At 43.2% G+C, this 22,419-nt stretch carries 20 protein-coding genes; all 20 read right to left on the reverse strand.

The window, feature by feature from the left end; all coding sequences use genetic code 11:
- Positions 1-162: 162 nt before the first annotated feature.
- Positions 163-1,122, reverse strand: coding sequence for an ABC transporter permease (locus BBH88_RS11730; protein WP_006828226.1), 960 nt, complete (start codon positions 1,120-1,122; stop codon positions 163-165).
- Between the two features lies 1 nt (position 1,123).
- The gene (locus BBH88_RS11735; RefSeq protein WP_006828227.1) at positions 1,124-2,173 is read right to left on the reverse strand and encodes an ABC transporter permease; all 1,050 of its coding nucleotides are present in this window, start codon (positions 2,171-2,173) and stop codon (positions 1,124-1,126) included.
- Positions 2,163-3,722 carry an ABC transporter ATP-binding protein gene (locus BBH88_RS11740; RefSeq protein WP_006828228.1) on the reverse strand — a complete coding sequence of 520 codons (1,560 nt, stop codon included), beginning with the start codon at positions 3,720-3,722 and terminating at the stop codon, positions 2,163-2,165. Before BBH88_RS11740 ends, BBH88_RS11735 begins: the two co-directional genes overlap by 11 nt.
- Before the next feature lie 164 nt (positions 3,723-3,886).
- Positions 3,887-4,963 carry a BMP family lipoprotein gene (locus BBH88_RS11745; RefSeq protein WP_006828229.1) on the reverse strand — a complete coding sequence of 359 codons (1,077 nt, stop codon included), beginning with the start codon at positions 4,961-4,963 and terminating at the stop codon, positions 3,887-3,889.
- Positions 4,964-5,009: 46 nt separating this feature from the next.
- Positions 5,010-5,738, reverse strand: coding sequence for a GntR family transcriptional regulator (locus tag BBH88_RS11750; protein WP_006828230.1), 729 nt, complete (start codon positions 5,736-5,738; stop codon positions 5,010-5,012).
- A 175-nt stretch (positions 5,739-5,913) separates the two neighbouring features.
- Entirely contained in the window at positions 5,914-8,247 is a 2,334-nt protein-coding gene (locus tag BBH88_RS11755; protein WP_006828231.1) for an FtsK/SpoIIIE family DNA translocase, read from the reverse strand.
- Between the two features lie 79 nt (positions 8,248-8,326).
- Positions 8,327-9,994, reverse strand: a complete 1,668-nt coding sequence (locus tag BBH88_RS11760) for a ribonuclease J (protein ID WP_006828232.1) — start codon at positions 9,992-9,994, stop codon at positions 8,327-8,329.
- Between the two features lie 129 nt (positions 9,995-10,123).
- Complete coding sequence (locus tag BBH88_RS11765; RefSeq protein WP_040851678.1) at positions 10,124-11,134, reverse strand: aspartate-semialdehyde dehydrogenase; 1,011 nt, start codon at positions 11,132-11,134, stop codon at positions 10,124-10,126.
- A gap of 107 nt (positions 11,135-11,241) precedes the next feature.
- Positions 11,242-12,468 carry a M16 family metallopeptidase gene (locus BBH88_RS11770; RefSeq protein ID WP_006828234.1) on the reverse strand — a complete coding sequence of 409 codons (1,227 nt, stop codon included), beginning with the start codon at positions 12,466-12,468 and terminating at the stop codon, positions 11,242-11,244.
- A gap of 61 nt (positions 12,469-12,529) precedes the next feature.
- Positions 12,530-14,647 carry a polyribonucleotide nucleotidyltransferase gene (gene pnp / locus BBH88_RS11775; protein ID WP_006828235.1) on the reverse strand — a complete coding sequence of 706 codons (2,118 nt, stop codon included), beginning with the start codon at positions 14,645-14,647 and terminating at the stop codon, positions 12,530-12,532.
- 149 nt (positions 14,648-14,796) lie between these two features.
- Positions 14,797-15,066 (reverse strand): 30S ribosomal protein S15, encoded by a 270-nt coding sequence (gene rpsO, locus BBH88_RS11780; protein ID WP_006828236.1) that lies wholly within the window; start codon positions 15,064-15,066, stop codon positions 14,797-14,799.
- 135 nt (positions 15,067-15,201) lie between these two features.
- Positions 15,202-16,152 (reverse strand): riboflavin biosynthesis protein RibF, encoded by a 951-nt coding sequence (ribF, locus tag BBH88_RS11785; RefSeq protein ID WP_006828237.1) that lies wholly within the window; start codon positions 16,150-16,152, stop codon positions 15,202-15,204.
- A 1-nt stretch (position 16,153) separates the two neighbouring features.
- Entirely contained in the window at positions 16,154-17,083 is a 930-nt protein-coding gene (truB, locus tag BBH88_RS11790; protein ID WP_006828238.1) for a tRNA pseudouridine(55) synthase TruB, read from the reverse strand.
- A 66-nt stretch (positions 17,084-17,149) separates the two neighbouring features.
- Positions 17,150-17,500 carry a 30S ribosome-binding factor RbfA gene (rbfA, locus tag BBH88_RS11795; protein ID WP_006828239.1) on the reverse strand — a complete coding sequence of 117 codons (351 nt, stop codon included), beginning with the start codon at positions 17,498-17,500 and terminating at the stop codon, positions 17,150-17,152.
- Between the two features lie 18 nt (positions 17,501-17,518).
- Positions 17,519-17,797: a DUF503 domain-containing protein gene (locus tag BBH88_RS11800; RefSeq protein WP_006828240.1), complete on the reverse strand. Its 279-nt coding sequence runs from the start codon at positions 17,795-17,797 to the stop codon at positions 17,519-17,521.
- Complete coding sequence (gene infB, locus BBH88_RS11805) at positions 17,794-20,145, reverse strand: translation initiation factor IF-2 (protein WP_065536764.1); 2,352 nt, start codon at positions 20,143-20,145, stop codon at positions 17,794-17,796. The genes BBH88_RS11800 and infB overlap by 4 nt, the downstream gene beginning before the upstream one ends.
- Entirely contained in the window at positions 20,123-20,467 is a 345-nt protein-coding gene (locus tag BBH88_RS11810; protein WP_006828242.1) for a YlxQ family RNA-binding protein, read from the reverse strand. The genes infB and BBH88_RS11810 overlap by 23 nt, the downstream gene beginning before the upstream one ends.
- The gene (rnpM, locus tag BBH88_RS11815; protein WP_006828243.1) at positions 20,467-20,745 is read right to left on the reverse strand and encodes an RNase P modulator RnpM; all 279 of its coding nucleotides are present in this window, start codon (positions 20,743-20,745) and stop codon (positions 20,467-20,469) included. Before rnpM ends, BBH88_RS11810 begins: the two co-directional genes overlap by 1 nt.
- A 20-nt stretch (positions 20,746-20,765) precedes the next feature.
- Positions 20,766-21,893 carry a transcription termination factor NusA gene (nusA, locus tag BBH88_RS11820; protein ID WP_065536763.1) on the reverse strand — a complete coding sequence of 376 codons (1,128 nt, stop codon included), beginning with the start codon at positions 21,891-21,893 and terminating at the stop codon, positions 20,766-20,768.
- 20 nt (positions 21,894-21,913) lie between these two features.
- Positions 21,914-22,399, reverse strand: a complete 486-nt coding sequence (gene rimP / locus BBH88_RS11825) for a ribosome maturation factor RimP (protein WP_006828245.1) — start codon at positions 22,397-22,399, stop codon at positions 21,914-21,916.
- Positions 22,400-22,419: the final 20 nt, after the last annotated feature.

The following is a 22,419-nucleotide window of genomic DNA, read 5'->3' on the forward strand; positions in this document are numbered from 1 at the left end:
CGGGCATAAGACAGACTAGCGAAGTGGCGCTCTTTGCCACATAGTCAGGCTGGCTTATGACCCTAGAATTTGGTCGCTGGAGCTAGACAATAAAAAAGCTGCAAGCGATTGTTTATCAAAAAAATAAAAAGAACCGTCGCAATGACGGCTCTTTCAAACACTTTATCGTTGACCCTTGATGTATGGCTTTCCATTTGCAAGCGGCGCATTGGCGCGACCGATAAATCCGGCAAGCGCAAAGATCGTCAAGACGTATGGCAATATCAATAGGAAGACGTTCGGAATTTCTTGAATATATGGAATGGACGACCCGACGATGCTCAAGGACTGTGCAAATCCGAAGAATAAAGCAGCTCCCATGGCTCCAAGTGGATGCCATTTACCAAAAATCATCGCTGCCAGTGCCATAAATCCCTGGCCGTTGATGGTGGCGTGCCCAAAATCATTGGTGATCGTCTGCGCATAAATCGCACCGCCGATTCCTGCTAACGCACCAGAAATCATTACGGCAACATAGCGCATTCTTGCTACGTTGACCCCCATTGTGTCCGCAGCCATTGGATGTTCCCCAACAGCCCGCAGGCGCAAGCCAAACGGCGTCTTGTAGATGACAAACCATGCAATAAAGGCAACCGCAATCGCAAAGAACGATGTATTGTAAACAGAGGTAAAGAATAAAGGTCCGATAAACGGAATGTCCGATAGGAACGGTACATCATAGCGCGCAAAGCGCTCTGTAATAAAGTCTGTCTGCCCTTTATCAAAAATCCGTTTCACTAAATATAGAGACAATGCAACAGCTAGCAAGTTGATGGCAACACCTGATACAACTTGATCTGCCCGGAACGAGATGGAGGCAACGGCGTGCAGCAATGAAAGTAGTAAAGCCGCAACCATTGCTGCTATTAGCGAGATCCAGGGTGTAGCTGCGCCAAATGTATCAGCAAACAATAAGTTGAACAAAATCCCGACAAATGCACCCATGACCATCAGTCCTTCAAGACCGATATTGACGACACCGGATTTTTCCGAGAATACTCCACCAATTGCCACTAAAATAAGCGGCGCCGCATAGAAAATTGCTGAAGGAATGATGAAGTATAAAACGTCAAGGAAAGTCATATTACTTCGCCTCCTTCTTCTTAGCTGACGCACGTAGCAGCAGCAAGCGAATAATGTAGCCAGAAGCTACAAAAAAGATAATAACTGCGATAACGATTTCAACAATCTCAATTGGAATACCAGCAGCATTCGGCATGTTCAATGCTCCGTATTTCAAGGACCCGAACAAAGTAGCCCCAAAAATGACACCAAGCGGCGTATTCATGCCGAGCAAGGCAACCGCGATCCCATCAAAGCCGATACCTGTAAATCCACCCTTAGAAGAAACATACTCGAAAGTTCCAAGTGCTTCCATCGCTCCGGCAAGCCCTGCAAAAGCACCAGAGATAACCATTGCCAATATAATGTTCTTATTGACGTTCATGCCTGCGTATTGAGAGGCATTCTGGTTAAAACCAACAGCTTTCAGTTCAAATCCTAATGTTGTTTTCTCTAAGATAAACCACATGACTCCGACTGCGACTAATGCAAGAATGATGCCATAATGCAGACGCGAGAATTCTGTCAGGTTCTGCAAGAACTCTGAACGCAAAGAAGCACTTGCAAAAATATTTTCCGTGCGGTCTCCCCCTTCGGAAACTGTCCGGATTAACGCGTTCGTAACATGAAGTGCGATATAATTCATCATAATCGTTACAATTACTTCATGAACACGGAACTTTGCTTTCAGGAGGCCTGGTACAAAGCCCCATAATGCACCGGCCACAGCAGCCGTAATAATAGCCAAAGGCAAGTGAATTATTTTCGGCAACTCTACAGCTACCCCTACATAAGCTGCAGCAAACCAGCCGACAATCAATTGTCCTTCCACACCGATATTGAAAAGACCTGAACGGAACGCAAAAGCAACCGCAAGACCGGCTAATAAGTAAGGAGTGATTTGGCGAATCGTTTCACCAATCGTATACAGGTCTCCAAAAATTCCGTTCCAAAGGGCAGCATAGCCTTCCAGTGGATTGTAGCCACTGACCAGCATGATCACCGCACCGACAAAAAGGCCTAAAATAACAGAAATTAGAGGGACCAGAATATTCGTCACTCTATTCGACATGCTGATCCTCACCTTTCTTCGTCAAATCCTGTGTTTCCTTATAATCTGTATGCCCTGCCATGAGCAAGCCCAATTGCTGTTCACTGCTAGTTTCTGGTGTTACGATATCCACAATTTCGCCATCATAAATAACAGCAATACGATCTGAAACGTTCATGACTTCATCCAGTTCAAAAGAAATTAACAGAACCGCTTTACCGTTGTCGCGCTGCTCAATCAAGCGGCTATGGATGAACTCAATCGCACCAACATCCAATCCCCTAGTCGGCAATGCTGCAATCAATAGATCAGGATCACGGTCGACTTCTCGTCCAATAATTGCTTTTTGCTGATTTCCTCCAGATAGGGACCGTGCTAATTCTGATGGCCCTTGTGTCCGAATATCAAAGTCCTTAATAATCTGCAAAGCTTTTTCATTAATCTTGTTGTAATCAATGATGCCTGATTTAGAAATCGGTTTTGTGTAATAAGTTTGAAGCGAGATATTATGACCGATTGGGAAATCCAATATCAAACCATGCTTATGGCGATCCTGTGGAATATGTCCAACTCCCGATTCTGTTACTTTTCGCGGTTTCATATTGGTGACATCTTTACCATTGATAAAGATCGTACCACTCTTCACTTTCCGCAGACCCGTAATTGCTTCGATCAATTCGGATTGTCCATTGCCGTCTATTCCCGCAATTCCGACAATTTCACCTTTGCGAACGTTCAGATTCAGCCCTTTCACTTTCTCTACTCCACGATAATCCTGTACCACCAAGTTTTGGATATCCAAAATTTCTTCACCTGGGAATGCCTGGCCTTTCACTGTCGTGAATTCTACTTGGCGCCCGACCATCAATGAAGCAAGGTCATTCGGATTGGTTTCAGATGTAATAACTGTGCCAATTCCCTGGCCTTTGCGTATAACGGTGACCCGGTCAGAAACGTCCATGATTTCTTTTAATTTATGCGTGATCAAAATAATGGATTTGCCTTCAGCAATCAACCGTTTCATGATTTGAACCAGTTCCGTGATTTCCTGAGGTGTCAAGGATGCGGTCGGCTCATCAAAAATCAAAATTTCGGCTCCGCGGTACAAAGTCTTCAAAATTTCCACCCGTTGCTGCATGCCTACCGAAATATCCTCAATGATGGCATATGGATCTACATTCAAGCCATATTGCTCAGACAGTGCTTGAACTTTTTCAGCCGCGTCTTTTTTATTGGTGACACCGTATTTGGTTGGCTCACTTCCCAAAATGATGTTTTCAGTGACAGAAAAGTTTTCAACCAGCATAAAATGCTGATGAACCATTCCGATACCAAGATCGTTGGCTACGTTCGGATTGGTAATATCCACTTTTTTTCCACGAACTCGGATTTCTCCGCCTTCCGGCTGGTACAAACCGAATAGAACGTTCATCAAAGTTGATTTTCCTGCTCCATTTTCCCCTAATAATGCATGAATTTCTCCCTTTTGCAGTTGCAGCGTAATATTGTCATTGGCGACAAATGTACCGAACTCTTTACGGATATTCAGCATTTCGATTACATACTCCACTGTTGTCACTCCCCCGAAACTACTCACTTCTTGTAAATTAATTAATACAGGAAAGGCTTCCGTTGCCAAAAGCCTTTCATCTATTAATTTCCAGCTTATAGGCAAAAAAAATCATAAAGACCGGTTCAACCGGTCTTTATGATGACCGTGCTACTGATTGACTATTACTCTACTGTTTCAGGAACAACGATGTCTCCATCGATAACTTGTTGCTTATACTCTTCGATTTGAGCCATTTTATCTTCAGGGATTGCTCCACGTGAATCTGCAAGGCCTACACCCTCGTCAGACAAACCATAAGTGATTGTTTCGCCGCCTGGGAATTCCCCAGCCATCGCCTGCTCAGAAATATTGATTACAGCTGTATCAACACGCTTCAATACGGAAGTCAAGGTAACATTAGCATCGCCAGTTTGGCCTTCATCGTATTGGTCAGCATCTACGCCGATAACCCAAATATTTTCATCTGGATTAGCTTCTTTACGTTCTTTTGCTTCAGTGAATACACCGTTTCCTGTACCGCCAGCAGCATGGAAAATGATATCTGCTCCTGCAGAGTACATACGGTTCGCAGTTGTTTTACCTAGTTCCGCTTTATCAAAAGCCCCTGTGTATTGAACATCGACTTCAATTGTGTCATCAACTGCTGCAACTCCTTCAAGGAATCCTGCTTCAAAACGCTCGATTACCGGAATTTCCATTCCGCCAACAAATCCGATTTTGTCAGTTTCTGTCATTAAAGCTGCTGCTACACCCGCAAGGAATGCGCCTTCCTGCTCTTTGAACAGAACGCTAGCAACGTTTGGAGCATCTACTACAGCATCGATGATCGCGATTTGAGCCTCAGGTTGCTGTTCAGCAATTTCAGCTACAGCACCTTCCATCAAGAAACCGATACCGAAAACAACATCGAAATCACGACGGATTAAGTTATTCAAGTTCGTGTTATAATCCGCATCTGATGCCGATTGAAGGTAATCAAAGCCGCCATCGCCTTTTTCAAGGCCATTTTCTTCACCAAATTGCTGGACACCTTCCCAAGCAGATTGGTTAAAGGATTTATCATCCACACCGCCAACATCTGTAACCATAGCAACAGAGAAATCAGCAGCTTCTTCTGTGCCTTCTTCTCCTCCGCTCGTTTCGCCAGTTGACGTATCTTCTTCGCTTCCGCAAGCAGCAAGCATCGTACCAGCAGCAAGCATTAATGATAAACCAAGACCAAATTTACGTTTTGTCAATGTAATAACCCCCAAGGTTTTTTGATATTAGCAGGAATTTGATGTTTTACACGCGTTTGCGAACCACATGAAAGCTGAACTTATCAGCTCTGAAATAATTCTTTGAATAAAGCACCAGTCGATCGTCCTCATCGTAATGGAGCTGTTTTAATACCAGTAATGCCGTTTCTGGCTCACATTCTAGGATTGGTGAAGCTTCTTCATGATATCCGGTCGGATCGATAAATGTCACCGCGTAGGATATATGAATATCTCCTGATTCCTCAATCGCTGTAAATATAGAACTCTCAGTGCGCCCTAAAAAATCTGTCGGCAAATAATCCGAAGGCACCTTGTCAATGCAATAAACAACAGGCTCCCCGTTTGCCGTACGAACACGTTCAATAGTAATAATGGTATCATCGCCAGTGCAATGAAAGCGTTTTATATCTTCTTCAGAAGAAAGGGTTTCCGAAGTGCTCAAATAGATAGCACCGGGTTCCATTCCTGCCTGGCGGATCATATCAGAGACACTCGTCAGTTGCTCAATACCGGAAGAAAATAATGGTTTTGAATTGACAAATGTTCCGACTCCGTGGCGTCTGACGATAATATTATCTTCTTCCAACAGCCGAAGCGCTTCTCGTAAAGTCGCACGACTGACTCCTAGTGTTTTCGATAATTCGAATTCGGACGGCAACTTCTCTTTTTCTTTGTAGACGCCCGCAGCAATATCCTGTTTCATTCGATCGATCACTTGAAGGTACAACGCACGATGATCCGATTTGATTGTCATACGATTCACCACCCATGACAGAGATCAGACATCTGATGTAAAACATTCCTACTAATCAAAATTACTATACCACTTATTAGAAATGAAATAAATAGTAATTTGTCGAATTTAGCGAATTTTCGCTTGTTTATTATCTAAAATACTAATCATTTTGTCACAAAGAAACCCCAAATGTTCAGTGATCTTCCTGCTTTGGAACTAATACTGTACGTGGCTTACTACCTTCATACGGTCCAACTACTCCGCGCTGCTCCATTTGGTCTACAATACGCGCAGCACGCGAATAGCCGACTCGAAATCGCCGTTGCAACATCGACACAGATGCTGTTTGCATTTCTGTGACCAATTGAACGGCATCATCGTAAATTTCGTCTGTTTCTTCATCTATTTTCGTATCATCAATTTCACTTGGAATCATATCTTCCTGGTATTGCGCTTTTTGCTGTTCGATAACAAAGTCGACAATTTTTTCGACTTCTGAATCAGATAAGAACGCTCCCTGGACACGCACCGGTTTTGATTGGCCTGCTCCGAGGAACAACATATCTCCACGTCCTAGTAGTTTTTCAGCACCGCCCATGTCCAGGATGGTCCGTGAATCGATCGAAGATGACACGGCAAAGGCGATGCGGGACGGAATATTGGCTTTGATAACGCCTGTGATGACGTTGACACTTGGTCGCTGTGTGGCGATGATCAGGTGGATGCCTGCCGCACGAGCCATTTGAGCTAAGCGCGTAATGGCATCTTCCACTTCGTTTGAAGCGACCATCATCAAATCAGCCAATTCATCGACGATTACCACAATGAATGGTAATTTTGGGTGCTTGTCTTCGTTTTCTTCATTGAATACACGAACATATTCGTTATAACCTTCGATGTTGCGAGTGCCTGTATGTGAAAAGAGTTCATACCTTCTTTCCATTTCGGAAACGATTTTCTTCAATGCTTGCGCTGCTTTTCGTGGATCTGTGACAACAGGTGCTAGCAAATGCGGAATACCGTTGTAAACGTTTAGTTCGACCATTTTCGGATCAATCATCATCATTTTTACTTCGTGCGGTTTTGCACGCATAATGATACTCGTAATGATGCCGTTAATGCACACCGATTTTCCGCTACCTGTTGAACCCGCAACCAGTAAATGCGGCATTTTATTTAACTCTGTCATCACAGCTTGACCTGTCACATCTCTACCTAATGCAAATAATAGTTTGGCATCTGGCCTGTTGTTTTCTTCAGACTCTAACACTTCCCGCAAACTAACAATCGATACTTCCGTGTTTGGTACTTCAATTCCAATCGCAGATTTCCCTGGAATGGGTGCTTCAATACGAATATCACGTGCAGCTAATGCTAATGCCAAATCATCGTGTAAACTGACAATTTTACTCACTTTGACCCCTGTGTCCGGCAATACTTCATATTTCGTAACAGCAGGCCCTAAATGAACTTGTGTCACTTTTGCGCGCACACCGAAACTTTGGAACGTTTTCTCAAGTTTTTTTGCGTTTTTTTGAATTCCTGAATATTCGCCACTTTGGTCATGGTGCGGCGGAAGGGTCAGCAAGCTAAGAGGTGGCAGCTGATATTCTTCATTTTCCAACTCTTCTGCCGTCGACAGCAATTGGGTTTCTTCAGCCTTTGGTTCCTCAGTAGATTTCGGTGAGGTTTCTGCCTGTTTCGATTTGACGTTTTCGGTAAATGCTGAAATAATTGGCTCTTCCTGTTTCGGACGGTATAGAAGATCCTCTTCTTCTTCCTCTTCATAAGCTAACGACTCATTGACCTCTAGCACTTGTTCAGGCTCCGATTTTTTACGGGGCGCTCGCAACTTTTTGGGCTTATCCCGTTGGAAGTGGCTTAACAGCGAATCAATAGCCGGACGGGCACTAGGAATCTTTTCAGCAATAAACGGAGCTGCCGCTTTTCCTGTCAAAATAATAGCACCTATTGACAGCAGAATGATTGCCACTACCCATGTACCGGCTGTATCGAACAGTACATGCAGCAGTGCATACAGCAAGGCACCGATGATTCCACCACCTGTAGCCAAATAACTGTTCCAAATCGTACCAGTCATTTGTGTGGTACGAACGGTCTCGGAAAGGACATTGGCTGAAGTGATTGGCAAAATCGTTCCTGCGGCCCAAATTAAATGACAGATTAATAAGATGCCGATCAGCATGAATGCGGATCCAAAAGCCACTTTTACTCTTGGTTTTGGCCATTTTCGCTTGACCATTACATACACAGCCACATAGATAAGTGACAGTGGAATCAGAAAGGCCATATAGCCTGCCAAGAATTCAGCCATATTATAAAACATCTTTCCAATAACACCCAATTGAAACACCATCAATACAGATATCCCTAATAGTACCAAACCAATCACTTCATAAGCGATCATTGGCATTGGTTGCCGTTTTCTGTTTTTCGACTTCGTTTTTGGTTTTGCTTTTGCTCTCGCTTTGGGTTTTGTCTTCGTCGTTGCACGAGCCCTAGTCATTACGATCCCTCATTTCCTCCATAATCGAAAAAGGATTTCCTCCGATTAAATCGGTATGGAAATCCTTTTGCTTTTTTTCTTAGTATTCCATAATAATTGGGATAATCATCGGACGACGTTTTGTCTGTTGGAATAGATAAGAATTCAACGTATCACGAATTTCCTGTTTAATATTATTCCATTCAAACGCGTCTCTGGTGACATACTTTTCGACGACCTTGCGTACAAGTCTTGTGGACTCCTCCATCAGCTCTTCTGATTCACGAACATAAACAAAGCCGCGTGAAATCATTTCCGGACCGGAAGCAATTTTCTTCTCTTTGCGGTTCAGTGTAACCACAACGATAAAAATTCCATCCTGTGACAGCAACTTACGGTCACGAAGAACAATATTTCCGACATCACCGATCCCAATTCCATCAATTAGCACATTTCCAGCTGTAACACGTCCACTCATCCGGACCTTGCCGCCTTTGTATTCCACGATATCGCCTTTATCAGCAATAAAGATTTCAGACTTATGCAAGCCGACTTGCTGTGCCAATTTAGAATGAGCGATCAACATTTTGTATTCACCCTGGATGGGAATGAAATACTTGGGTTTCATCATATTTAGCATCATTTTCAAATCTTCCTGGCTGCCGTGTCCTGAAACGTGGACTTTTTTGCTAGCCGTCAAGACGTTTGCACCGGCTTTTGCCAGTTTATTCATTGTTTGGAACATCGGAACTTCCATGCCGGGTGATGGTGTGAATGTGATCAATACGGTGTCAGTTTCTTTGATTTTAACGTCTTTATGCTGTTTGCGAACCATTTTGTCTAATGCTTCCAACGGTTCTCCTTGGTTACCCGTAACGATAATGACAACTTCGTCATCGCGGTAGTTCTCCAAATCCTTCAAGGAAATGACTGTATCCTCATGGACAGTCAAATAGCCAAGGCGCAAACCGACTTCATAGCTGCTTTCCAAACTTCTTCCTGCTACTGCAACTTTTTTGCCTGTAGCAGCTGCAATATCAAATACTTGCTGGATGCGGATAAAATTTGATGAATACAACGATACCAGTACACGGCCTTCTGCTGCTATGAATGCTGACAAGATATGATCAGCAACCACAATTTCCGAGGTCGTGTAGCCAGGGCGTTCAGCTTCAGTTGAGTCAGACAACAGCATAAGCACGCCATCTTCTCCTAATTTCGCCATTTTTGCGATGTCAGGTCGATAGCTGCCTTTGGCTGATTGATCGAACTTAAATTCACCTGTGTGCACGATGGCGCCTTCAGATGTGTGGAAGACGATGCCAAGTGCATCAGGAATGCTATGTGTCGTATGGAAGAACGTCACATGTGTTTTATCAAAGTTCATGCGGCTTTTATTGGTCACTTCAAAGAACTTGACATGCTTTAAAGAGCCTTGTTCTTTAATGTGCTCTTTGGCTAATGCAATCGTCAGTTTCGATCCGTAAACCGGTGCCTGGATTTTCTTCAATAAATAAGCGATGGAACCAATCGCATCCTCGTGGCCGTGTGTCAAAAAGATTCCTTTAACCCGGTCTTTGTTTTCTTCAAGGAAAGTCATGTCCGGAATTACGATGTCGACACCTAACATCTCATCTTCTGGGAACATCAATCCGCTGTCCACAACAAACAGATCTTCGTCAATTTCTATTACATACATTGCTTTGCCAATCTCGCCGACGCCCCCTAAAGGGATAACGCGTATTACTTCATTTTTTATTTTACTCAATTTATTTCCTCCTAAAATTCACCCGTACACATCCATATAGTTCATTATACGGGAATCACCGGAAACAGTCCAAAGAAAAAATAAACCAGCGCACAATGGCCGGTTTATTTTAAAGGTTTATGTGCCCTGTTATATGATTTTCTCCTCGATTAATGCTTCTGCAATCTGCACAGAATTCAATGCCGCTCCTTTGACCAGGTTGTCTGCAACTACCCACAAATGAAAGCCATTTGGATTGTCTAAGTCCTGACGAATACGTCCGACAAACACTTCGTCTAGGCCAGCAGCCATTAAAGGCATCGGATACACCTGATTTGATGGGTCATCCATCAATTCAACGCCTGGTGCATCTTTAATCGCTTGTTTAACTTGCTCGACAGTCGCTGCACGTGCTAGTTCCACATACACTGATTCAGAGTGGCCTGTGACTACCGGAAGACGTACGCATGTAGCCGCTACTGCCAAAGAATCGTCATGCATGATTTTCTTGGTTTCATTGATCATTTTCATTTCTTCGAATGTATAGCCATTATCGGCGAATTGGTCGATTTGGGGAATGACATTAAATGCAATCGGGTAATGATGCTCGGCCGATTTAACCGGCAGCATTTTTGCTTCTGCATCTTTGGCATTGTCAAAATCAGCTGCTTGAGTTTTTAATTCATTAATCGCGTCGAGACCGGCTCCAGAAACAGCTTGATAAGTCGAGACCACGACTTTGGTCATCCCGAATTGTTCTTTTAACGGTTGCAACGCGCAAACCATTTGAATAGTTGAACAGTTTGGATTGGCGACAATCCCTTTTTGGAGGCCAAGATCACTTTTGTTTACCTCGGGCACAACTAACGGCACGTCTTTGTCCATTCGGAATGCGCTTGTATTATCAATAACGACCGCACCTCGTTTGACAGCTTCAGGCGCAAACTTTTCTGATACACTGCCCCCGGCGCTGAACAACGCAATATCGATGCCTTCAAACGATTCAGGCTTTGCTTCTTGAACTATGAATGTTTTGCCATTAAATTCAATTTCTTTTCCGGCAGAACGGCTCGAGGATAAAAACATAATGTCTTTTATCGGAAAGTTCCGTTTTTCCAATTGCTCTTTCATCTGCTGACCAACTGCCCCTGTTGCTCCCATAATCGCCACGTTATATGTTTTCACACTATTCGCTCCCTCGATGTTAATTTGAGTTATTGTAACATAATTTAGTCTGCTAAAGAAATGAAATAATAAAAAAAGCTCCCTTAAACTAAGGAAGCTTCTTTCGGTCGGATGATGGAGACGGCTGGTGACTCCACTAGAATTTCTAACAACTCCATTACTTTTTGGAACGATACTTGATCGATTTGTTCGAGCACTTCATCATAGGACTGGTGTGTGCCCAGCAGTAATTCATGTCTGCCGTTGCGACTCATTCGCGCACTGGTGCTTTCGAGTCCAAGCATCAAACTACCTTTTAACTGCTCCTTGGAATCTGTGATTTCTTGTTGCGTGATTCCGCCATTTTTCAATTCCTTCAGCAAGCGCATAATCACTTCCTGCATTTCAGTCATCTGTTCATCTGAAGTTCCTCCGTAAATTGCCAGAGTCCCATGATCGGAATACGCCGAATGGTATGAGAAAATCGAATAGGCTAATCCTCGTTGCTCTCTGATTTCCTGGAACAGCCTTGAAGACATGGAGCCTCCGATAATATTGTTCAAAACAGTAACATTGTAAATATCCGGATCATTTAACGCTAATCCTGGAAAACCAAGACATAAATGACCTTGTTCTGTCTCTTTATTTTTTAACGAATAGCCTGGTGCAAACAAAGGAAATTCATATTTTTTAGGATTCTCTTCTTTTTCAAAATCACCGAATAACGCTTCAACCTTCTCTAATAACGCTGGTGTGATATTGCCGGCCACCGACACAACAATGTTCGCCGGAGTATAATGACAATCCATATAATTACGAATTTTTTCTGGTGTAAAGCTTGCCAACGTTTCCGATGTTCCGAGTATCGGCGCACCAATTGAATTTTGCGGATACATCACGCGCCACAACTGCTCATGCACATCGTCATCCGGCATATCTTCGGTCATGCTAATTTCTTCAAGAATGACTTGTCGTTCTTTATCAAACTCCACTGGATCCATCTGTGAATTGAACAGCATATCAGCCAGTACAGTTACAGCGTGCTCTGCATGATGATCCAAAATTTTTGCGTAATAGCAGGTGTATTCTTTTGAAGTATAAGCGTTGATGTCGCCACCAATCCGGTCAAATTCGCGGGCAATTTCTTTAGCAGTCCGTGAATCTGTTCCTTTAAACAGCATATGTTCGATGAAATGAGTGATGCCGTTTTCTTCCGACAATTCATCGCGGGATCCGTTATTGACAAAGACCCCCATCGCTACGGAATGAAAATGTGGAATATGTTCGGAAACGATGCGCAATCCATTTTTGCAAGTCTGTGTAATCACCATGTGCATGTTCCTCCTCATAGTAAAAAATTGCCGACAAAGTCGACAATTTAAATGATCAATTTTATTCTTGTTGTTGTTTTTCAGCTACTTCTTTTTGTTCTTTCAAAACAATCTTACGTGATAAGTTTACACGGCCTTGACGGTCGATTTCAATTACTTTGACTTGAACGACTTGATCCATTTTCAAGACGTCTTCTACTTCTTTCGTCCGTTCTTCTTGGATTTCAGAAATATGAAGAAGACCGTCTTTGCCAGTGAACAATTCAACGAATGCGCCAAACTTCTCGATTCGCTTCACTTTGCCTTCATAATATTCGCCAACTTTTGCTTCACGCACGATGTTTTCAATCATCGCTTTCGCTTTCGCATTCATTTCTTCGTCAACAGATGAAATGAAAATTGTCCCATTTTGTTCTGTATCAATCTTAACGCCCGTTTCATCGATGATTTTATTGATCACTTTGCCGCCAGGTCCGATAACATCACGAATCTTGTCAGGGTTGATCTTAACCATAATAATTTTCGGTGCGTATTTAGAAAGAGTCGTTCTCGGTCCAGCGATTGTCGCAAGCATTGATTCAAGAATGTGGATACGGCCGATTTGAGCTTGCGCCAATGCCTCTTCTAGGATCTCACGGGAAAGACCGTCGATTTTAATGTCCATTTGAAGAGCGGTAATGCCTTTAGCTGTACCAGCTACTTTAAAGTCCATATCACCAAGGTAATCTTCCATTCCTTGAATATCCGATAACACTGTATAGTTTTCGCCTTTTTTAACAAGACCCATTGCAATACCTGCTACCGGAGCGGATAAAGGAACACCGGCGTCCATCATCGCAAGCGTCGACGCACAAATACTTGCTTGTGAAGTTGAACCGTTCGATTCTAGTACTTCTGCAACTAAACGGATTGTGTAAGGGAAGTCTTTTTCGTTTGGAATAACAGCTTCTAGTGCACGTTCTCCGAGTGCTCCGTGACCGATTTCACGGCGTCCAGGTCCACGAAGGAATCCAGTTTCACCCACTGAGAACAATGGGAAGTTGTAATGGTGCATAAAACGTTTTGTATCTTCAATGCCAAGGCCGTCAATAATTTGAACATCACCTAATGCACCAAGTGTACAAATACTCATCGCTTGCGTTTGACCACGAGTAAACAGTCCAGAACCGTGTGTGCGGTTAAGAACGCCGACTTCAGAAGACAATGGACGGATTTCAGAAGGTCCACGGCCATCCGGACGGATTTTTTCGTCCGTAATTAGACGGCGTACTTCTTCTTTGACCATTTTTTCAAGAATCTGGCCCGCTTGTTTTTTAACTGCGTCCTCTGATTCTTCGTATGCAGCCATAGCACGTGCTTTAACTTCGTCAATGGCTTCATTGCGTGCTTGTTTTTCGTTGATTTGAACAGCAGTATTCAAGTCAGCTTCTACAGCTTCTTTAATAGAAGACGTCAATTCTGCATCTAATTCATACAGTTTGATATCTGTTTTTTCTTTACCAACTTCTGCAGCAATCTGTTCTTGGAAAGCGATCAATTTCTTGATTTCTTCGTGACCGAACATAATAGCTTCTAAAATGATTTCTTCAGAAACTTCTTTCGCTCCTGCTTCGACCATGTTGATGGCATCTTTTGTTCCCGCTACGATCAAGTTGATTGAGCTTTGTTCAAGCTGTGCATTTGTTGGGTTGATGATATACTGTCCGTCGATTAAACCGACAATTACTCCAGCAATCGGTCCGCCGAAAGGGATATCCGAAATCATTAAGGCTAATGAAGAACCAAACATTGCGGCCATCTCTGATGGGCAATCCTGATCCACGGACATAACCATTGAAATAACTTGAACTTCATTACGGAAACCATCCGGGAATAGGGGACGGATTGGACGGTCGATCAAACGGCTTGTTAACGTCGCTTTTTCAGATGGACGTCCTTCACGTTTGATAAAACCGCCTGGAATTTTACCGACAGCGTATAGACGTTCTTCGTAGTTGACAGTCAATGGGAAGAAATCTAAAGGTTTCGGAGTTTTTGATGCGGTTGCAGTAGATAGAACTGCTGTATCACCATAACGGATCAATGCTGCTCCGTTTGCTTGCTTTGCCAATTGACCGACCTCAACTTGCAATTCGCGGCCTGCCCAATCAAGTGTGTAGACTTTTTTTGTTTGCTCCATACTATCGAGCTCCTCTCTCTTACCCTGTTTCTTTTTACTATATGTATCCATTAGTAGTGTATCAAAAAAGCATCAAGTGTGCGATGCGGCAGATTAAAGTTTTATCCATAAAGAAAAAGCGGGACGAATCCCGCTTTTACTGTTTGCTATTATCGGCGTAGGCCAAGTCTTGCAATTAACTCACGGTAGCGAGCTACTTCCGTTTCACGTAAGTATTTTAGCAAGTTACGACGGCGTCCAACCATTTTGAATAGACCACGACGTGAGTGATGATCTTTTTTGTGAGTACGTAAGTGCTCATTCAAGTTGTTGATGTCTTCTGTAAGAATAGCGATCTGAATCTCTGCAGATCCAGTATCAGTGTCATGCACTTTGTATTCACTAATCAATTCATTTTTGCGTTCTTGTGTGATTGCCATACTGTTTCCACCTCCTAATTTCTGATATCCCCAATTACTGAGCAAACGTTGGTGATTCGATTTGCCAAGCAACGGTTTGTACATTCAGTACTCATAAATAATAGCATAAGGCTTTTTCAAAATCAACTGCACCGTTTAATTTATGCCTGCAAAAAATTGCTTAGCTGTCAGCTTATCCCGCTGAATCTGTGCCTTCAACTCGTCGATACCCGAAAATTTCTGCTCATCTCGGATTCGTTCATGCCATTCGACTTCTACCATTTCTCCGTAAATCGACTTATCAAAATCAAAAATATGAACCTCAATAACTTGTTTTTTGATATCTGGATTATTGAAGGTCGGCTTATAGCCGATGTTGCAGACACCGTTATGGAATTGCCCCTGCACTTGGATTTTCACAGCATAGACTCCTCGGCTTGGTACGACTGCACCGAGTTCTGGCTCTACGTTGGCTGTTGGAAATCCGATTGTGCGGCCACGCTTGTCTCCATTGACGACAGTGCCTATTACTCGGAATGGACGACCCAGCAGGTAGCATACTTGTTCGACTCCGCCTTGCTTCAATAATTCTCTGATGCGGGTCGAACTGATTTTTTCATCACCGTCTTCCTGCTTATCGACGACTGTGACGCCATAATGCCCTTCACCAACTTGTTTCATCAAAGCCATATCGCCTTTGCCCTTACTGCCGAACGAAAAATCAAATCCTGCCGTTACATGGACTACATGGAGGCCTTTAACGAAAAACTTGATAAATTCCTCTGGCGTCAGTTTCGCGAACTCGGATGTAAAGCGGACGATAAAGCAATAATCAATGCCCATTTCCTCCAAGATTTCCATCTTCTGTTGCATCGGTGTAATATAGAAGACTTCTTCCTTGCGACCGCCAAGCACCAATGAAGGATGCGGGTCAAAGGTCATGACTGCTGACTTGACCTTTTTTTGGTGTGCCTGTTCGATTGCATCGCCTATGACACGTTGATGCCCTTTATGTACTCCGTCAAAAAAACCGAGCGCCAGCGACAAAGGACCCGTCTCATGATTAGGTTTTACATGAATTGGATAACTTAAATGAATAATTTCCATATTACACCTCGTCCACTGTCGGAAAACCGAACATTTTTTCAGGTTTCATCTTGTCCGCTTTTTCGGGATGATTTTTATAAAGCGCTACAGGCTGCCCCTGATGCGTCAAAACCACAAAGCCCGTTTTGTCGAGAATGGCATGCCGCGCCAACACTTGACCATTTTTCACAGCAAAAATCTGTTCCGATTCAATTTCCATGAAAGGAAACGCACTTAAGCCGTAGCTAAGCGGTTTCAAAATGTCACCAATATCTCCATTTTGAGCAAGTTCTGCCACTTCAGCAAGTGTTACACAATCTTTTTTGCTGAATTTCCCAGATTCTGTTCGTGTCAATTTCGACATATGAGCAGGATAACCTAGCGCTTCACCAATTTGTACAGCTAGTGTCCGGATATATGTTCCTTTACCGCAGTGTATGCGAATATTGAACTTAATGCACTCCCCAGACCACTTCGAATCGTCATCTAGCAATTCGATCGAATCAATACGGACTGTTCGTTCTGGTCGTTCAACAGGAATCCCTTGCCGTGCATATTCGTATAATTTCTTCCCATTAACTTTGACTGCCGAATACATAGGTGGTATTTGTTTAATGTTACCAGTTAACTGAAGCAAAACTTCTACCACTTGCTCACGTGTAATCACTTTTTCCGAAATATCGGTATCAACCGTCTCCCCTGTAGCATCTTCTGTTTCCGTCGAATAGCCGATTGCCACTTCTGCTTCGTAGGTCTTGCCTTGATCCGTGATGTACTCTGCCACTTTCGTGGTATTTCCAATACAAATTGGCAATACCCCATCCACTTCGGGATCCAGTGTTCCGGTATGCCCAACTTTTTTCGTTTGCAGGATTTTCCTCAATTTAAAGACACAATCATGAGAGGTCATCCCTTTTTCTTTCCATAATGGAAGAATTCCGTTCAGCGCCATTTTGCTTAGCTCCTTTGCTTGATGCAAAAAAAGCCTGCTATCTAAAATAGACAGCAGGCTTTGATTTCAGTCTTCTTTTGGTTCTTGAATGCCACGCAATAAAGTATCAATCCGATTGCCGTATGCAACCGATGAATCGATTTCAAAAGACAATTCAGGAGTTTTACGGAGACGGATCCGCTGCCCGATTTCAGAACGGATAAATCCTTTTGACTTCGTCAACCCAAGCAATGTCTGTTCTTTTGCATGGTCTTCGCCTAATACGCTGATATATACAGTTGCCTGCTGGAGATCCCCTGTAACTTCAACATCCGTTACAGTGACAAATCCGATACGTGGATCTTTCAGTTTTCGACTGATGATATCACTAAGCTCTTTTTTCATTTGCTCAGCTACACGATTCGCGCGCATTGTCATTGATAGTCCACCTCGTTCTTACAAATATTCTTTTTCAAACTCCAAGCATTCCCATGCAGGATTACTTTCCAAATAGTAGAGAACCTGTGCCATTTCCTTGTCTGCCACTTCTTTCGATGAAGAGACAAGAACAAAAGCAATACGGGTTCGCTGCCAAACATTCTGGTGATCAATCTCTGCTGCAGAAACGTTGAATTTTTGCCTACTACGGGTCAGCATGCTTTTAACCACTGCCCGTTTATCTTTTAACGAATGTGCCGTTGGAATGAAAAATTCACATTCCATGTAAAGGATCATTTGCGTTCGATTTCTTCCATAACGTACGCTTCGATGATATCTAACTCTTTAACGTCATTGAAATTTTTAATGGTAATCCCGCATTCATAGCCTTTTGCCACTTCTTTAGCATCGTCTTTAAAGCGTTTCAACGTGTCAATTTCACCTTCAAATACGACGATACCTTCACGAATCACGCGGACGCCACTATCTCTCGTAATTTTGCCTTCTGTTACATAGCTTCCGGCAATGGTACCTACTTTAGAAACTTTGAATGTGCTACGGATTTCAGCTTGTCCAATGATTTTTTCTTCAAATTCTGGATCAAGCAATCCTTTCATAGCAAATTCAATTTCTTCAATCACTTTATAAATAATACGGTGTAGACGGATATCCACGCCTTCTGCATCAGCTGTACGTTTCGCGTTAGCATCAGGACGAACGTTAAAGCCGATGACGATGGCATTTGATGCAGCTGCTAATGAAATATCGGATTCCGTGATAGCACCAGCGCCTGTATGAATGATTTTGACATTGACGCCTTCTACATCGATTTTCAGAAGAGACGCAGCCATTGCTTCGACTGCTCCTTGAACATCAGCTTTAACAATCAAGTTCAATTCTTTCATTTCACCTTGCTTTAATTGATCAAACAAGTTATCAAGCGTTACACGTGTTTTTTCAGAACGTTGAACTTGAAGAGCTGAAGTTGCACGCGTTTCTCCAACTTGACGAGCCGTTTTTTCATCTTCAAAGACAACAAAACGGTCTCCTGCTTGCGGTACATCATTTAAACCAGTAATTTCAACTGGTGTTGATGGACCTGCTTCTTTTGCCCGACGGCCAACATCAGATACCATGGCCCGAACACGGCCAAATGTATTCCCGACAACAATCGGATCTCCAACTTTCAGTGTTCCATCTTGCACAAGAAGTGTCGCAACTGAACCACGGCCTTTATCAAGCTCTGCTTCAATAACTGTTCCAATTGCACGGCGTGCAGGATTGGCTTTTAATTCGCCAACCTCTGATACTAGGAGGATCATCTCAAGTAATGAATCGATGCCTTCTCCTTTTAATGCAGAAATCGGTACGAAAATCGTATCGCCGCCCCAAGCTTCAGGAACTAATCCATGATCAGTTAATTCCTGCATCACACGGTCAGGATTTGCACTTGGCTTATCCATTTTGTTAACTGCGATAATAATTGGAACTTCTGCTGCTTTAGCATGGTTAATTGCTTCGACTGTTTGTGGCATAACACCGTCATCAGCTGCTACAACAATAATCGCAAGATCTGTCACTTTTGCTCCACGTGCACGCATCGTTGTAAAGGCAGCGTGTCCAGGAGTATCAAGGAATGTGATTTTCTTGCCGTTATCGACAACTTGATAAGCACCTATATGCTGCGTGATGCCGCCTGCTTCTCCAGCCGTCACTTTCGTGTGGCGGATTGAATCAAGTAAAGTCGTTTTACCATGATCAACATGTCCCATGATGGTCACAACTGGCGGACGTTCTTCGTTGAGGCTTTCGTCTTCTGGTTCAAAGTAAACTTCAAGATCAGTTTTATCCACCAAGATCTCCTCTTCTACTTCAACCTCATACTCAGCACAAATCAATTCAATGGCATCTTTATCCAGCTCTTGGTTAATGGTAGCCATTACACCAAGCATAAATAATTTTTTGATAATTTCAGACGGCTCGCGTCCCAATTTTTTTGCTAGCTCTGCTACTGTCAAAGACTCACTGAAAGTAATTTTAGCCGGCAATTCTTTTTCTCTTTTAGGCATAGGTGGCAACGGATTTACCGGTTGCTGCTGTTTGCCTTTACGATTACGGTTTTGGAAGCCATTGCGGTTTCCGCCACCAGGACGTCCTGATGAACGTTGGCCTGGACCAGCCGTAGGTTTGGCTGCTTTTGGCGTAAAGTTCGATCCTGTTTTGGCTGGTGCTGTTGGTCTTTGGCCATTCCCCTGTGAACGGGATTGACCTTGACTAGGAGCTACTGCCGGACGGGATTGACTTTGTCCTGATGGACGAGATTGTCCACCTTGCGACGGGCGAGATTGTCCGCCTTGGCTTGATGGACGCGATTGCCCTTGCGTTGGACGCGATTGACTTCCTGGTCCTGATGGACGAGACTGTGCTTGCGCCGGACGGGATTGGCTTGATGGACGGGATGGCGCTTGTGGGCGCTGTCCAGCTGAAGTATTTTTGTAGATACTATCTAATTTCGTAACATCAGCATCTTCTAATGTAGCCATATGGTTTGGTACTTTAACATTAAGCTTTGACAATTCATTGATGATTTCTTTACTTGGCTTGTCTACCTTTTTAGCGTATTCATGTACTCGAATTTTGGTCATCTGCTCGCCCCCGATTAATTTCTTCGAATAAGCTGGTTATTTTTTTTGCAAAACCTTTATCGGTAATTGCAATCACTACCCGCTCTTCTTTTCCTATCGCATGTCCCAATTCGAAACGGGATCCAAAAACACGGAGTTCTACTCCGTTCGATTTGCATTTATCATGCAATTTCTTGCTTGTATTGTCTGAAGCGTCTTCAGAAATTATTACTAATTTCGCTTTACCTTTTCGAACTTCGCTCACGGTCATTTCTTCTCCGGAAATGGTCATTCTTGCTCGTGTAGCCAATCCCAGTAATTGAAGAATTTTTTGTTTGGTCATTATTTCAACTGCTCTCTGAGAACGACGCGAATTAACTCATCATATATTTCGTCTGGCACCTTTACTTCTAATTGCTTATCCAGCACGTTCTTTTTGCGGGCAGTCGCGATGGCATCTTCCGATTTCGAAAGATATGCGCCGCGTCCTGACTTTTTGCCTGTCAAATCGACGGATACTTCGCCTTCTTTTGAGCGGACAATGCGGATCATTTCTTTTTTAGGATGCATCTCGCCTGTAGCTACACACTTCCGTAATGGAATTTTCTTTTGCAGAGCCAACGGACATCACCTTTTCTACATTATTCTTTTTCTTCGTAAAAATCAAAGTCGTCCAGTTCTTCACCGGATTCCACTAATTCAATATCAGCGTTCGGATTTGGATAGATTCCAAGTTCACGTGCATCTGTCTCGCTTTTGATGTCAATTTTCCAGCCAGTTAATTTCGCTGCCAAACGGGCATTTTGTCCACGTTTACCAATCGCAAGAGATAATTGATAATCTGGAACGACAACCGTCGTCGATTTCGCTTCTTCATTCACTTGGACATCCAGCACTTTAGATGGGCTAAGCGCGTTTGCTACAAAAACAACTGGTTCTTCGGACCATTCTACGATATCAATTTTTTCTCCACTCAACTCATTAACGATTGTCTGAACACGGCCGCCTTTAGATCCAACACATGACCCGACTGGATCAATGTCATCGTGGTGGGCAAAAACAGAAATTTTTGAACGGTCTCCCGCTTCACGCGCAATAGACTTAATTTCAACAATGCCATCATAAATTTCAGGCACTTCGTTTTCGAATAAACGACGAAGCAGTCCTGGATGAGTACGTGAAACAAAAACTTGCGGTCCACGTGTCGTGCGCTCTACTTTTGTGATATAGACTTTAATGCGGTCATGCGGCTTGTAATTTTCATTCGGCATTTGTTCTGTCTGAGGAAGCACAGCTTCAACTTTGCCTAGGCCTACATAAAGGTTTCGTGCGTCCATGCGTTCGACGATACCATTGACGATATCATCTGCGCGATCAACAAACTCTTCAAAAATCAAGCCGCGCTCAGCTTCACGGACGCGTTGAGTAACTACTTGTTTTGCTGTTTGTGCAGCAATGCGCCCGAAATTGCGTGGCGTCACTTCTTCTTCCACGACGTCTCCAAGCTCGTATGCCGGGTTGATCACTTTGGCGTCTTCCAAAGAAATGTGAAGGCGTTCGTCTTCGACTTCCTCCACTACATCTTTACGTGAATAGACTAGCATCGTACCCGTGTTCAAGTTCAAATCCACACGGACGTTCTGTGCTTGGTTGAAATTTCGTTTGTATGCCGTCACCAATGCCGCTTCTATCGCTTCAATTAGGACTTCACGCGAAATCCCTTTTTGTTTCTCCAATACTTCAAAAGCATCCAATAACTCACTGCTCATTTTATTCACTCCCAGGTTCTTCAATCAGGTTTAACAGAAAAATCAATGGCCAAACGGATAACTGCAATTTTTTCTTTTGCAATGTTAATTATTTTTCTCCGTGTTTTGATTTTGATTTCAATTTCTACTTGTTCATCGTCATAGGACTTTAAATAACCTTCAAACTCTTTTGCATCTTCAACCGGCTCATAGGTCTTGACGTAAATAAATTTACCGATAGCCTTTTCGAAATCTTTCTCCTTTTTCAAAGGACGCTCTGCTCCCGGTGACGAAACCTCCAGGAAATAGTTTTGCTCAATCGGATCTAGCTGATCCAATATTTCACTTAACTTTTCACTGACTAATGCACATTGATCAATATCAATGGGTGCTTCTGGATTGTCCACATATACCCGTAAAAACCAGTTGCGGCCCTCTTTCAAGAATTCCACATCTACGAGTTCCAGTGCCAATTCACTGGTAATGGGTTGTACGATTTGTTCGATTTGTTCTGTAATTTTGCTCATACATGCCTCCCGCCAATTTT

It is taken from the genome of Planococcus antarcticus DSM 14505, assembly GCF_001687565.2.
Classification (GTDB): Bacteria; Bacillota; Bacilli; order Bacillales_A; family Planococcaceae; genus Planococcus; species Planococcus antarcticus.